Source organism: Rossellomorea orangium (assembly GCF_019334305.1).
Classification (GTDB): Bacteria; Bacillota; Bacilli; order Bacillales; family Bacillaceae_B; genus Rossellomorea.
Genome location: NZ_JAHWGH010000004.1, coordinates 25,562 through 39,332, shown reverse-complemented (window position 1 = coordinate 39,332; position 13,771 = coordinate 25,562). Strand labels below are relative to the sequence as shown.

General features: G+C 40.2%; 12 protein-coding genes and 1 tRNA gene. 11 read left to right on the top strand and 2 right to left on the bottom strand.

Annotated elements, in window-relative coordinates; all coding sequences use genetic code 11:
- Positions 1-289 precede the first annotated feature (289 nt).
- Positions 290-769 (top strand): site-2 protease family protein, encoded by a 480-nt coding sequence (locus tag KYJ26_RS01860; RefSeq protein ID WP_219165660.1) that lies wholly within the window; start codon positions 290-292, stop codon positions 767-769.
- 147 nt (positions 770-916) lie between these two features.
- Here KYJ26_RS01860 and KYJ26_RS01855 read toward each other — a convergent pair whose 3' ends face one another.
- Positions 917-1,342, bottom strand: coding sequence for a DUF2621 domain-containing protein (locus tag KYJ26_RS01855; protein ID WP_219165659.1), 426 nt, complete (start codon positions 1,340-1,342; stop codon positions 917-919).
- 196 nt (positions 1,343-1,538) lie between these two features.
- Here KYJ26_RS01855 and KYJ26_RS01850 point away from each other — a divergent pair, with 196 nt between their 5' ends.
- A complete protein-coding gene (locus KYJ26_RS01850; protein WP_219165658.1) occupies positions 1,539-2,864 on the top strand; it encodes an ATP-binding protein in 1,326 nt (441 codons plus the stop codon).
- Between the two features lie 54 nt (positions 2,865-2,918).
- Here the strand turns inward: KYJ26_RS01850 and KYJ26_RS01845 are convergent.
- Positions 2,919-3,014: transfer RNA gene (locus KYJ26_RS01845), tRNA-Sec, on the bottom strand.
- Positions 3,015-3,315: 301 nt separating this feature from the next.
- Here KYJ26_RS01845 and KYJ26_RS01840 point away from each other — a divergent pair.
- The 9 genes from KYJ26_RS01840 (at position 3,316) to KYJ26_RS01800 (ending at position 13,680) form a co-directional block, all read left to right on the top strand.
- On the top strand, positions 3,316-3,840 hold the full coding sequence (locus KYJ26_RS01840) for a hypothetical protein (RefSeq protein ID WP_219165657.1): 525 nt from the start codon (positions 3,316-3,318) through the stop codon (positions 3,838-3,840).
- Positions 3,841-3,989: 149 nt separating this feature from the next.
- Positions 3,990-4,127, top strand: a complete 138-nt coding sequence (locus tag KYJ26_RS01835; protein WP_201713932.1) for a YvrJ family protein — start codon at positions 3,990-3,992, stop codon at positions 4,125-4,127.
- 164 nt (positions 4,128-4,291) lie between these two features.
- Positions 4,292-5,440, top strand: a complete 1,149-nt coding sequence (locus KYJ26_RS01830) for an exonuclease SbcCD subunit D (protein WP_219165656.1) — start codon at positions 4,292-4,294, stop codon at positions 5,438-5,440.
- Positions 5,437-8,571 carry an AAA family ATPase gene (locus KYJ26_RS01825; protein ID WP_219165655.1) on the top strand — a complete coding sequence of 1,045 codons (3,135 nt, stop codon included), beginning with the start codon at positions 5,437-5,439 and terminating at the stop codon, positions 8,569-8,571. Before KYJ26_RS01830 ends, KYJ26_RS01825 begins: the two co-directional genes overlap by 4 nt.
- 147 nt (positions 8,572-8,718) lie before the next feature.
- On the top strand, positions 8,719-9,798 hold the full coding sequence (locus KYJ26_RS01820) for an endospore germination permease (RefSeq protein WP_219165654.1): 1,080 nt from the start codon (positions 8,719-8,721) through the stop codon (positions 9,796-9,798).
- 57 nt (positions 9,799-9,855) lie between these two features.
- On the top strand, positions 9,856-11,322 hold the full coding sequence (locus tag KYJ26_RS01815; protein WP_257474845.1) for a spore germination protein: 1,467 nt from the start codon (positions 9,856-9,858) through the stop codon (positions 11,320-11,322).
- On the top strand, positions 11,294-12,463 hold the full coding sequence (locus KYJ26_RS01810) for a Ger(x)C family spore germination protein (protein WP_257474844.1): 1,170 nt from the start codon (positions 11,294-11,296) through the stop codon (positions 12,461-12,463). The genes KYJ26_RS01815 and KYJ26_RS01810 overlap by 29 nt, the downstream gene beginning before the upstream one ends.
- A gap of 108 nt (positions 12,464-12,571) precedes the next feature.
- Positions 12,572-12,865: a hypothetical protein gene (locus tag KYJ26_RS01805; protein WP_219165652.1), complete on the top strand. Its 294-nt coding sequence runs from the start codon at positions 12,572-12,574 to the stop codon at positions 12,863-12,865.
- A gap of 221 nt (positions 12,866-13,086) precedes the next feature.
- Entirely contained in the window at positions 13,087-13,680 is a 594-nt protein-coding gene (locus KYJ26_RS01800) for an SCO family protein (RefSeq protein WP_219165651.1), read from the top strand.
- Positions 13,681-13,771: the final 91 nt, after the last annotated feature.

Genomic DNA, 13,771 nt, shown 5'->3' with positions numbered 1-13,771 from the left:
CGGGCGTGTCGAGACCCCGGAAGCGGTTTTTGCTGAGGAGGCTCGGCCGAACGTCCGTGGAAAGCGGAGCAGTTCCCTTCACCCTCCTGCACCACAACTTAAATGACAGAGTATCGTAAATCTTAGTTAGTATGCGAATAGCAACAATCTTTGCGAAAACAGCCATTCATTTTAAAAAACCGAGAGATTACGATTTCATTACAATGGTGAAAAATAAGCTTACTGCTAAATCATAACGGGCAATAGTAAGGGTAGATGATAAAATCAAGAGACATTGGTGGGGTTAAGGTTGTTTACGTTAGCAGACATATGGACATTTTTTCTGGCATTTTTTTTTACATTGCCATTGGTAACGATCGTACATGAAGCTGGCCATATTCTCGTCGCACGATTATTCGGAGCAAAGATCAAGTTCGCCATTGGGACGGGAAAACATTTAATGAAAATTGGACCATTGGAAGTCAAAAGGATGTACTTTATGGAAGGGTGGTGCCAATATAGAGAATTAAAGTACAACAAAGTATGGGTGCATGTGCTAATTTATTTGGCAGGTAGTTTATTCAATTTACTCGCCATTTTATTGATTAACTTCCTGATTTATGAAGGGGTCATACCGGTTCATATCTTTTTCTATCAATTTGTCTATTTTTCTGTTTACTTTATATTCTTTTCACTATTCCCTTTTAGAAACGGGGAAGGTAAACCGAGCGATGGCCAAGCGATCCTTGACGTGGTTCGATTCGGCAAAGCAGAAGATCCCATTGATTGAACACATATTAAAGAGGTAAACGATTAACGTTTACCTCTTTTTGATTTCTTCGACCTTACATAGAGAAAAGCCGCACCGACAATAAAGATTAAATATAATACAATTGGAATGACAAGTATCGGTCCCATGTTGTTCCCTGCCTGTTTGTTAGAATAAATGTTCGTAAGGTGTAACTTCTATGTGCATCTCATCGAGTTTTTTCCTTAAAAACTTATGATCTCGTTTCGGGGTCGCTAAAATGTATCCTTTAATGACGAGCTCTTGGGTAATGGCCACGGCCCGCTCGTTTAATGCCAGTTCACCGATCTTCCCTGCGATTTTTTGCTTCGCGACATCCCTGAATAATTCGGGGACCGGGGTGACAAGCTCATTAAGCATCTTCTTTTCATCGTCGCCCCATAAATGAATGGTTTCATTTACATAATGTTCTTCCCAATCCAAATCAGACTTTCCATCTTCTTTCGGAAACCTCTTTAAGAATTTCCTAAACATAAAAAACCCGCCTATAGCGAAAGAAGCCACTAAAAAAACGACCCAAAATAGGATGAAATATAAAAACCAACCTTCCAGCATGTTTTCACCTCAATATACAGCGTATCGTATTCAATTATAGACAACTAGATTGCCCGTGACAAGATTATCATGGATTTTATAAAAGAAGTCTATACTGTTCTTAATTAGAAATGATATACTAATAAATAACAAATATCGTGAAAATTCTATCTATTTCGATAGATTCTTATGTTCGTACAGACAGGAGGCTCGTAAGATGATATATAGGGGTAGGATCATATCGATACTCACTGGACTTTTATTAGTCATCACGTGGGATTTTATTTATTATTTTGTTCTTCATTACCCCGTGGATTTGAAAGTGGATATGGTTTTTACCATATTGATTCTCTTCATCAGCTACTATATGGGTAAACATTATGACGTCAGCCATAAGACATTGGCCTCCTTAAAAGAAAGTGAAGAGAAAGCAAGGATTCTCAATGAAGAAATGCAGCATGTCCTCCAAAGCGTTGATGAAGTGGTATTTCACACGAATGCCAAAGGGGAGTTTCAATTCCTCAATCACTCATGGGAAGAATTCACGGGATACACTGTCAAAGAAAGCCTGCACAAGAATGCCCTTCATTTCATCTCCCTCACCGAGCGCCACGAAATCCTCCGACTGGTAAGACAAAGCATCAGTTTGAAAAGGGATAAGACCAAGATGGATTTCTCATATCATAAAAGGGATGGTGAGTTTCGATGGGGTGAAGTCAATATCAAGCTTACCTATAATGTGGATGGTGAGCTCTCGGGGATAGTGGGCACGATTTCAGACATTACGGAAAGAGTACATAACGAGGAAGAATTGATTGAAATGAATGAAACACTGGCTATCGAATCTCAAAAACTTTCAGTTGCAGGGCAACTAGCTGCCGGAATCGCCCATGAAGTTCGAAACCCTCTGACTTCGATTAATGGATTTCTGCAGTTATTAAGAGATAGCGCGGATGAGAAAACAAATGAATATTTGGGGATTGTCTTTTCTGAAATCAAACGAATCGAACTAGTGCTGAGCGAACTATTGATATTAGCAAAGCCACAATCTGTCACCTACAAGCGGATTAATATTATCGAGACACTCGAGCATGTATCGAAATTACTGAATACGAATGCCATTTTATATAATATTGAAATTCAAACAAATTTCCGTGAAAGAGAGATGTATATCCGCGGGGATGAGAATCAATTAAAGCAGGTCTTTATCAATTTGATTAAGAATGCCATAGAAGCCATGCCGCATGGAGGCACGATCACCATTCAGGCCGCTGTGAATGCACATAATAAAGTCCAATTGACTTTTAAAGATGAAGGGGTGGGAATGAAAAAGGAAACGATTGATAAACTCGGTGAGCCTTTCTTTACGACTAAAACCAAAGGGACCGGCCTGGGTCTTACAATATGCTTAAGGATTCTGCGGGATCACGGAGCGGATATAAGGGTACAGAGTGAACAGGGTGAAGGGACAACTTTCCACATCTTATTTGATGGAGTACAGGCTTCAGAAAGAAAGAGACGAGAGGTATTGCAGAATCATTGAAATAGGCCCCCTTATGACTATATAAGGGGGCCTTTTATTAAGAATGCTCATCTATGGCGGGACTGCCTGGGAATCGAACCCAGCAGAGACGGCACGCGCCTCTCAAAAGTTTTGAAGACTCAGGCAAGCACCAGCTCAACAATCAGCCCCACTATGTAAGTATAGTTTAGTTATACCATGGAAGGAAAGGTTGTTCAATTGTTTTACAAATACCCCATACGAATGACCTATTTCGAACATGAAATACTGGATAGGATGTATGCTGTTAATTTGAAATATTTATAAGATTTAAACTTTGGTGAAATCTGCAAATATTTCTTTACCTATGGAATATTCCCATGATAAGATACTTTTTGCCGGCTTATTAAAGATAAAGTAAGCGATTTCCTTATAGGTGTTGCTTACTATCAATACTTGAACATATTGATATAGACAGAGAGGGGAAACAAGTATGAAAAAAGTATGGTTTTTAGGTCTGGGTTTATCATTGGCACTGGCTGGATGTTCCGATTCAGGTTCTGACAAAGAAAAAAAGGACGAAGCAGCAAGTTCGGAAGAAAACCAGGATGTAGCTGGTGACTTAATGGATTTCTACTTAAATTTAACAACAACCGTTAACGGTGTTGATATTGATTTAAATGGCTATGAGGAAGCAATGGCAGGAGAAGAGCCTCCAACTGGAGACGAATTGACTACATTGAAAGATTCTGCCGCAGCATCAGCGAAAGCATCTGCTGAAGCAGTGGAAGGTATGGAGATCCCTGAAAGCTTAGGTGATCAAAAGGAAGCTGTGGAATCATTCAAATCCACCCTTGTAGAATCGTATAACATGAAAGCTGAAGCACTCGCTACAGAAGGAGAAACTGATCTGACAGCAGCTGATGAGAAATTAAATGAGGCTGAAAATCAAATCAAAGATATCCTTGATGAAGCAGGCCTGGTAAGCTCAAGCTTAATCAGCGATATAAACGGCTAGTAATCAAAGCCGACAAAGTTTATTCACATACAATCTGCTACTACTACTTAAGAAAAGCGAATCCAATTTGTCATGGATTCGTTTTTTTTGTTGGTTTTGTACCCTTTTCTTTTCAAATTACCTATATAGAGGATGAAAGGGGGGAGAGGATGGAATCGATTATTTCCTTTGTATCTGAAGTAGGTTTTCCGATAGTGGTCACGATGTATCTTCTTTATCGAATCGAGACAAAGCTTGATGCCGTCATCACATCAATTCAAACACTACCTCAGCAGCTCAAAGAATAATGGAAGGGGGGACCGTTTTGTACGGTCTCTTTTTTGCGGTGCTTTATAGAGAAATAAGTAACGGCTGGAACGAATGTTCTCCCAGGGTTTTTCCATACACGGTGACCTTGGGAGTTTGCTATAATTCTATTAGAAACATTATTGTCCGGAGAGGAGATCAAACAGTGAAATTCATTCATACCGCTGACTGGCACCTGGGTAAATTGGTGCATGGCATTTACATGACAGAAGAACAACGATACATATTGGAGGAATTTATCAAGCTTGTGAATGAAGAAGAACCCGATGCAGTCGTCATTGCAGGTGATCTCTATGATCGATCTGTTCCACCTACAGAAGCAGTGGAACTGTTAGATGAGGTGTTGTATCGCATAAATGTAGAACTGGACACACCGATAGTAGCTGTGTCAGGTAATCATGATAGTGCTGAAAGACTATCGTTTGGATCTTCATGGTATAAACATAGTCATTTTTATTTAAAAGGAAAGATTACGAAGGATTTTACCCCCATCAATATTAAAGGGGTGAACTTCCACTGTGTTCCGTATGCCGAACCGGGTACGGTCAGACAAGTTCTTGAAGATGATTCGGTCAATAGTCACCATGGGGCGATGGAAGCCATCGTCAAGAGAATCGAGGAACATATGAATCCGGATGAACCACATGTTTTTGTTGGTCATGCCTTTGTACTCGGAGGGAAGACGACGGATTCGGAACGTACGCTTTCTGTCGGTGGATCAGGATGTGTGGGCGCCGAGGTGTTTCGTCCGTTTCATTACACTGCCCTCGGACATCTTCATAGTCCGGATGCCATTAAACATGAAACGATTAGGTATTCAGGTTCCCTGTTGAAATATTCGTTTTCAGAAGCTTCACAGAGGAAATCAGTCACCATAGTTGATATGGAGAAGAACGGAAGCTTCCAGCTGAGGGAGAAGGTGCTTCAACCCAAACTGGATATGAGGGAACTGCATGGTCATATGGAAGAACTTCTGGCACCATCTTTCTATCAGTCCCAGAAAGTGGATGATTATCTGAAAATTACGCTTCATGATGAGGGGACGTTAATCGATCCGATTAATCAACTGCGTCAAGTTTACCCTAACGTCCTTCATTTGGAACGGAAACGGGATCTGACAGATGCCAAAAAGAAAAATACGTTTCAAGCAGTTTTAGAAGATAAAACGCGGTCGGAAATGGACTTATTTAAAGAATTTTACAGGGACATGACAACTAGTGAATTCAGTGATGAAAAGGAAGAAGTCTTAGAAACAGTGTTTGAGAAAGCCAGAAGGGAGGTCGATCAGGCATGAAGCCACTTCAATTGGTATTGCAAGCATTTGGACCGTATGCAGATAGGGAGATTATTGATTTTCGCGAGCTGGGTAATCGCACCATGTTCGTCATTTCAGGAAAGACAGGTTCTGGGAAAACAACGATCTTCGATGGGATTTCCTATGCGATTTATGGAAAAGCAAGTGGGGAAGACCGCAACCCTACCGAACTAAGAAGTCAATTTGCTCATGACGATGATATAACAGAAGTAGAACTTCTCTTCAGTTTACGAGGAAAGACGTATCGTATTTGGCGATCCCCACAACAAGACAAAAAGAAGGCAAGGGGTGAGGGATACACTACCATCAATGCCAGGTCAGAACTGTATGTGAATGATGAAGACGGTAAGGAGCATCTTCTTGCAGCTAATGTGAGAGAAGTAGATGAGAAGATTAGAGGATTGATTCAGCTGGACGCCAACCAATTCAGGCAAATTCTTATGATCCCACAAGGAGAATTTCGGAAGCTTCTCACATCGGACAGCAAAGACAAAGAACTGATTCTTCAACGCCTGTTCCATACAGAACTTTACAAGGTCATCCAGGAAAAATTGAAGTCAGAAGCAGATGATTTAAAAAAAGCAGTCGAAACGTCTGTAGAAGAACGAACCAGGGAATTACTGAGAATCCATTTTGAAGAGAATGAAGAACTTCAATCACTATTATTAGAGAATCCGTTGAATGATCATCGAATTCTTCAACTTCTGGCCCCTCAGATAGAAATAATGGAAAATAAGGGACAGGAACTTCAGCAACAGTACGAATCCGTTCAGGAGAAGAGAGATGTTCTTCAGAAGGATCTAGTAGAAGCAAAAGGCTTGATTGAACAATTCGATCTTCAAGAGAAACTAAAGAATCAGAAAGAGTCCCTTTTAAAAGTAAAGCCTGAAATAGAATCGCTAAGTCAGGAGATTCTATTGGCGGAGAGGGCAGCCCGTCTCGTCCAACAAGATGAGTATTGCCATAAACTTAATCGGAATCTTAATGAACTGAAGAGTCAATTAGCTGAACTATCCAGGGGAAAGCAAGAAATCGCGGAAAAGCGGAAGGCAGCCAAATTGACATTGGAAGAAGAAATGAAAAATGAGACATTAAGGGATCAAACTGCCAGGAAAGTCACTCAGCTCGAAGGTATGGAAAAAGATATAGACTCTTTGGACACTTTAATGAGGGAAACCCGCGATTTGGAAGAAAGGTACGAAAGACAAAAAGAGATTGTCGCTAAACAGAACGATCAGATTGAGTTTTTACAACAAGGAATCAAGGAACGGGAAATACGACTTAATGAAGGAGAAATGGGACAGGAAGGTTTATTTCAACTTGAAAAAAACCTGCAGGAGAAACTATCTATGCTCGAGAAGGTCAAGGAGATCCAAAAGATGGAACAAAACCTGCATCATGTCAAAAAACAGGATGCAACGTTAAAAAAACAATATAGTCAGCTTCAGAACCGTCTTCACGATGCTTCTGAGACTCTGGGATTTCTAGAAGAAAAGTGGAAATCAGCTCAAGCTGCTTCACTTGCGAGAGGCTTATCAGATGACATTCCCTGCCCTGTCTGTGGATCACAGCACCATCCAAAACCTGCCGCAGGGGGAGATTCCCTTCCTTCCGATGAAGATTTGAAGATGGCTGAAGGAAAGCAACAGGAGTTGGAACGTGAAGAGAAAACATTGAGTCTGGCCATTGCACAAGAGGAAACAAAGATTCAAAGTATTCAGGAGCAGATAGATCATACCGTTAATAAAATCAGGGAAAAGATACGGGACTTTAATCCGTTAGAAGTTGAGGATACCCTTATTGAGATGACGGTAGAAATAAAATCCTTAAAGACTGATATTGCGGAAAAGGAAAAAGAAGTGGAGCAAATGAAGATCATGCGGGAGGAAGTGAGAAAGGGAAGGGGGAAACTCGAAGAACTTGAAAGCGCCAGAGGGAAGAACCAAGAAGTTCTTCAAGAACTCAATACCTTGTTCCATAAAAAAAATACGACGCTAGAAAAAGTAAAGGAATCCATTCCCAATGAGCTAAGAACAAAGCCTCAATTTCTTCAATTGTTACAGAAAGAGAAACATAGACTGAAAGATTTAAAGGCGAAATTTGAACACGCTCAAAAACAATATTATGAGTTGACGAATCTGAACAGTGTAAAGGAATCTCAAGTAAGGGACAAAGAAGATCATATTGATAGAGTGAATGCCGAAATGAAATCCGAAAGGGAATCTTTTCTGGCACTTCTCACAGAACAAGGGTTCTCACATTATAAAGCCTTCCTTGAAGCGAAAAGATCTGAGAAGGAGATCTTAGAACTGCAAGACAGAGTGAAAGCATTCGGAGAAGATCTGCGGTCGGTTTCTGACCGTTTAACGGATATCAGCTTGCTATTAAAAGATAAAGAGAGGCCGGATGTGAAGGAAATCGATGATAAAATAGTCAAGATTACTCAGGAATTAAGGATCGTAAATGATGAGCTTAATAAGATCATGACGAATAAAAAGGAGAATGAACTCATTCTCACTAGGGTGACGTCCATTAACAAAGGGATCAAGCATTTAGAATCAAAATATCAAACAGTCGGACACCTGGCAGAAGTAGCGCGGGGGCAGAATGCAAACCGAATCACGTTTGAACGATATGTTTTGGCGTCGTTCCTGGAAGACATCCTTCGGGTCGCAAATGAGAGACTGCTTAAAATGACGTCAGGTCGATATCAATTGATCCGTAAGACTGATCGAAGTAAAGGAAATGTACAGAGTGGTTTAGAGCTCCTGGTTTTTGATCAATATACAGGTCAGGAAAGGCATGTCAAGACGCTATCCGGAGGGGAAAGCTTCAAGGCATCATTGGCTTTGGCACTTGGTCTGGCAGATGTGGTACAGCAATATGCCGGTGGAGTCTCCCTAGAAACGATGTTTATAGATGAAGGATTCGGGACCCTCGATCCGGAATCGCTTGATCATGCGATCGAAGCATTAATGGATATACAAAGCAGCGGCCGATTAGTTGGGTTAATTTCACATGTTCCAGAGCTGAAAGAGAGAATTGATGCCCGACTAGAGGTAATATCTTCCCAAAGTGGAAGCAGGACGGAATTCCAATTCTTAGCTTGAAACTTTCATACTTAATAAAAGGTCAAGGATCAACATCCTTGACCTTTTTTATATGAGTGTAGCTCATGAGATACAAGGCAAGGGGTTTTAATTTAGATATCTGGGACATAAATAGAGGTAAAACGACTAAACAAGTGGAGAGTTCACATGAAGAGTATCCGAAAAATCCTGATTCCTAGACAGTTACTGATGCTGTTGATTCTTTCAACAGGCTTATTAAATCATGTCATGTTGATCCCCAGTATCCTCCAGGCAGCCGGCCGGGATGGATGGGTCAGCATTCTTGCAGCGTATCCTATCCTCTTACTGATGACATTTTTGATATTTTACATCGTGAAGCATTCTCCAAATGAAGGCTTCTTTCATTTGCTTCAACAGAAATGGCCAAGGTGGGCCGTACTATTGTTTTCTTTTCCAATCGGCTTATTTTTATTTTCAAGTGCATACATCACCTTTATTGATTTAATACTATGGTTAAGTTCCTATTTTCTGGCAGATGTTCCCTCATTCATAGTCTGGGGTGGCGTTTTAATCATTTGCTTTTTGATCACCTGGGCCGGGATTAAACATATGGCGATCGCAAGTGGGATATTATTACCACTGGTAATGATCTTTGGATTCTTTATAGCGATAACAAATACCAACCTTAAAGATCCAAGCTTATTGTTTCCGATCTTCAGTAATGGATATGAACCAGTCATTAAAGGGATGATTTATGTATTGAGCGGCCTTTTCGAACTATACTTGGTTGTTTTGATACAACCATATAGTGAAGGTAAAATAAAGCTTCATCATTTAGTGGTGCTCGGCTTAATCTTTATGGGGCTGATGTTTGGTCCCCTCACTGCATCCATTATGGAATTCGGTCCGGTAGAATCTTCAAACTTGAGATACCCTGCCTATGAGCAGTGGAGGATTCTCTCTATAGGAGAGTTCATCACTCACTTGGATTTCTTTGCTCTCTATCAGTGGCTATGTGGTGCACTGATCAGAATTAGTTTGTTTATGTTCCTTTTGGGGGCACTCCTTATTAAGAAGAAAGGTCAACATCGAATTTCATTAAAGGTATTGATACCGATTTTTAGTGTTTTTTTGGGAATGATATTATTCAAAATTGATACATATGACTTTTATATGTTTTTATATAATATCTTTTTTCCACTTACGGTTCTCGTTTTCATGTTTCAGATCATCGTTACAGCCATCATTCTTAGATTTATGAAGTAAGGAAAACAAATGGTATTTTCAATGGCTAACAGAGCGACTAAGTAAAGGATGTTCTCTATGAAGAAAGCTTCTAATGACACGAACAACAAGGGAAACACCTTGGAAAAAGTGAGGGGATTATTTTCACATAGTCAGGATTTACTGATCCAACCGCATTTCTTTAAAGACAAGGAAATCAGCATCGTTTATTTTGACAGCCTGGTGGATCGGCATTATTTAGACCAATTCATTTTTCCAAAGCTTGATGGGTTTGCCTATGAATCGTATGCAGAAAAAATCGTGCACTTGTTTCAAGCGGGAGATGTCACGGATCAATCTATTGATGATATTTCTTCCAAGCTTTTTTCCGGATTTGTCCTTTTCTTTGTTGAGGAAAGGATATTATCCATCCATGCAGGAAATTTACCCAAAAGGCTGCCTGAAGAATCGTCATTGGAAACATCCATACGGGGACCCAAAGACGGATTCGTTGAAGACTTGAATACTAATATTTCTTTAATAAGAAGGAGGTTGTTCACACCATCCCTTTGTGTGGAAAAGTTCAAAGTAGGTACGAGGTCACACACTGAAATCGCCGTTATGTATCTTGATGATGTCATCGATAAAAGAGTGCTTGACGAATTATATAAGAGGCTGGGAAAGATAGACATAGACGTCCTGACAGGGAATCAACACCTTGAATCCCTTATTGACGACAATCCTTATTCGATATTCACCAGTTTTGATTACACGGGCAGACCGGATTTTATCGTAGACTCGTTAAATCAGGGAAGGTTTGCCCTCATTGTAGACGGATTCCCGACGATCTCATTAGCGCCGGTCAATTTACTGTTGCAAATAAAGTCACCGGAAGACTCAAGCATCAATTACGTCTATGTGACTTTGGAAAGAATCATAAGGATGGTAGGAATATTAATTTCTGCATTCTTACCTGGTTTATGGGTGGCATTCTCTGCCTACAACATTGAACAAATCCCATATCTCCTTGTGGCAACCATCTCGATGTCAAGGTTCGGCCTTCCTCTATCGGCTCCGGTTGAAATGTTCATCGTCCTGTTTTTGTTCGAGTTTTTCAATGAAGCCGGAGTGCGCCTTCCGAGGGCGATCGGGCAGACTGTTTCGGTGTTAGGCGGCCTGATTGTTGGAGATGCTGCTATTCGGGCGGGGATGACCTCCCCCACCATGCTGGTCATTGGTGCCATTACGTATATATCGTCATTTACTCTTGTCAATCAATCCTTGAAATATGGAACGACGATTCTGAGGTTCATTGTATTATTGGTGAGTACATTCTTTGGCTTATTCGGTGTGGTCATGATTTTCATCTTGACGGTCTTGTATTTGTCCACACTTTCATCTTTTGGAGCTCCATATTTAGGGTCGGTAGCTCCTATTGGATGGAACGAAGTCATACGCTCCTTCCTCAGGTTGCCGGTCCAATTCTACAAGCGGCGAACCTCTTCAACAAATCCAGAAGATAAAACGAGGGAAGGTAATGATCCAAATGAACAACAAGATAACTAAATTCATGATCATTCTTTCGATGCTTCTATTAACAGGTTGTACAGGATCAAAAAACATCCAGGACTTGACCTATATTGTCTCAATTGGTTTGGACTATGATGAAACGAAAGATGAATATACAGCTTTTCTTCAGGGATTGAATTTTGCAAATGTGGCGAAGCAGGAAGGAAGCAGATCCACAGATCCGATACCAACTTTTGTAGGTTCTGCAAAAGGGAAAACACTAAACATGGCAGTCAGTAACTTATATAAAGTATCGAGACCCCCCTTGTTCTTTGGTCACACCAAAACGCTTGTCCTGTCCAAGAACCTATTGAAGTATAAATTCAAAGAAGTCTTAGAGGATGTTGGCAGGAACCGCTCCCTGCGGCCAAGCCTTGAATTGTTTATTACGGAAACGGATATTGAAGATATTTTTAGTGCCAAGGGATTATTTGACTATCCGCCTGTTTACACGGTTCTCCTGACCGAAGAAAAATCAGAAGGGATCCAAAATGACATCGATTCAACGAGCTTAATGCATTTTTTAAGGGAATATTACGAACCGATGGGGACTGCATTAATACCTAATATCAAAATCGACAGTGATTCATGGCGTGCAGGTGAGAAAGTACCATCTCTTTATCTGGATGGATATAGCGTTTTTCAAGATGGAACGTTAAAAGGAGATATTTCGGCAAATGACTCCATGACTGTGGATTGGCTCCAGAATAAAAAAAACTCCCTCGATTATGCCTTGTATGAAGAGGGTGAGGTCCTGTCAACATTTAAATTAACAGCAGATGAACCTAAAGTGAAATACAATAAAGATCACGCGAACTTCCCGAAATTTTCATTGGAAGTAAGCGTGGAAGCTGAATTATTAGAAAAGATAGAGGATATGCCCTTTAAAGAATTACAGGCTAAACTTCAAAAATCGTTAGAAAAAAAAATAACAAATGTTTATGAAAAAGGAATCGAGAAAAAAATGGATCTTCTTGATGTCGGTGAACGGTGGTATCGTACCCATCCCGGAAAGTTTAACGAGTTGGATAATAGTGCGGACAGGTTTTACCTTACTGAAGAGTCATTAAAACAAGTAAAGGTGAAAGTGGATATTAAACATTTCAATGCTTATCGATATATTAAAGAAACGAGATAATGATGAAAGAGAAGAAGGAAAGTATACTGTTATTTTCCTTTTTCTCTTTCATTTTCCAATGAGTTTGCATAACATGTAGGTAGGTCGATAGAAAGGGGAGCAATCACTATGAAAATAAGCATTTATATATTGTTATTATTAGTATCTGCTGTCGTTGCAATCGGTTGGAGCTGGAAGAGATTATTGGACTTTAACACCTATAAGAAACCATTTTTAGAAGGGGTCGCACTCCAATTTCTTTTCCTTCTATTTGCATCTGTTTGGTGGCTCATAACAGAGGACCTCTCGGACGGGTTGATAGGAGTATTCTATTATTTTCTTGCGTTCCTTACGATTATGGTCATTCATGGGCTCACCTTGCATTATTTATTTTCAAAAAAGAAGATGCAGGAGCGGGAATAAAGAATCATTGGGAGAAAGCCCGTCGAGCATTACCTTAGGGATTTGAAGAAAAGGGAAGCTGAATGCAAGGTATTCCCCAAGGATGCACTTGATAGCCGAATCACCAGAATAGAAAAGGTTTCACAAAATAGACAATGAATCTTACCTGTAGGAATTGTTTTTTCATCCTCTTTTTACTAACATAGAATGGAAGAGAAAGATAAAAGTCGGAGGAGATATAGATGTCAAAAACCAAAACATTCATTGTGGTGATGACAATCATCGGGATTCTCCTTGCAGGTTGCAGCAATAGTGACTTTCAAGCAGAAACAGATTATGAAGTGAAGGATTTTTCCTATACGAATCAGAATAATCAACCAGTCAGTTTACAAGATTTAAAAGGCCAGGTCTGGATTGCAGATTTCATCTTCACCAGCTGCGAAACAGTTTGCCCTCCAATGACGTTCAATTTAACCAAGTTACAGAAGAAGCTCAAAGACGAGGGTGTAGAAGATTATAGGGTAGTATCATTCAGCGTGGATCCGGAAAAGGATACACCAGATGCATTAAAAGAGTACATATCAAACTTTGAAGCAGACACAAGTAAATGGGAACTTTTGACAGGTTATGAATTCGAAGAAGTGAAAAATCTCGCGGAGCATTCCTTCCGATCAATTGTAGCCGACGACCCAAATTCGGACCAAATGATTCATGGTACAAGCTTCTATCTGGTGAACCAGGAAGGAACCGTTGTGAAAACCTATAGCGGTAATAGCGATGTTCCTTATGATGAAATCGTCCAGGATATGAAAACATTAATAAAAGAAGGATCATAATAATTGTCCTTAAGGGAGAACCACAGAAAGGCGGGTGATTCTCCCTTTTTTGTAGTTTCCCATTCCAATATCAGGATGTTAGCGCTTATAA

Coding starts and splice junctions, on each gene's coding strand:
- KYJ26_RS01855 (WP_219165659.1), bottom strand. CDS start 1,342: ATGCTGGAAGGTTGGTTTTTATATTTCATCCTATTTTGGGTCGTTTTT.
- KYJ26_RS01850 (WP_219165658.1), top strand. CDS start 1,539: ATGATATATAGGGGTAGGATCATATCGATACTCACTGGACTTTTATTA.
- KYJ26_RS01840 (WP_219165657.1), top strand. CDS start 3,316: ATGAAAAAAGTATGGTTTTTAGGTCTGGGTTTATCATTGGCACTGGCT.
- KYJ26_RS01835 (WP_201713932.1), top strand. CDS start 3,990: ATGGAATCGATTATTTCCTTTGTATCTGAAGTAGGTTTTCCGATAGTG.
- KYJ26_RS01825 (WP_219165655.1), top strand. CDS start 5,437: ATGAAGCCACTTCAATTGGTATTGCAAGCATTTGGACCGTATGCAGAT.
- KYJ26_RS01820 (WP_219165654.1), top strand. CDS start 8,719: ATGAAGAGTATCCGAAAAATCCTGATTCCTAGACAGTTACTGATGCTG.
- KYJ26_RS01815 (WP_257474845.1), top strand. CDS start 9,856: ATGAAGAAAGCTTCTAATGACACGAACAACAAGGGAAACACCTTGGAA.
- KYJ26_RS01810 (WP_257474844.1), top strand. CDS start 11,294: ATGATCCAAATGAACAACAAGATAACTAAATTCATGATCATTCTTTCG.
- KYJ26_RS01805 (WP_219165652.1), top strand. CDS start 12,572: ATGAAAATAAGCATTTATATATTGTTATTATTAGTATCTGCTGTCGTT.
- KYJ26_RS01800 (WP_219165651.1), top strand. CDS start 13,087: ATGTCAAAAACCAAAACATTCATTGTGGTGATGACAATCATCGGGATT.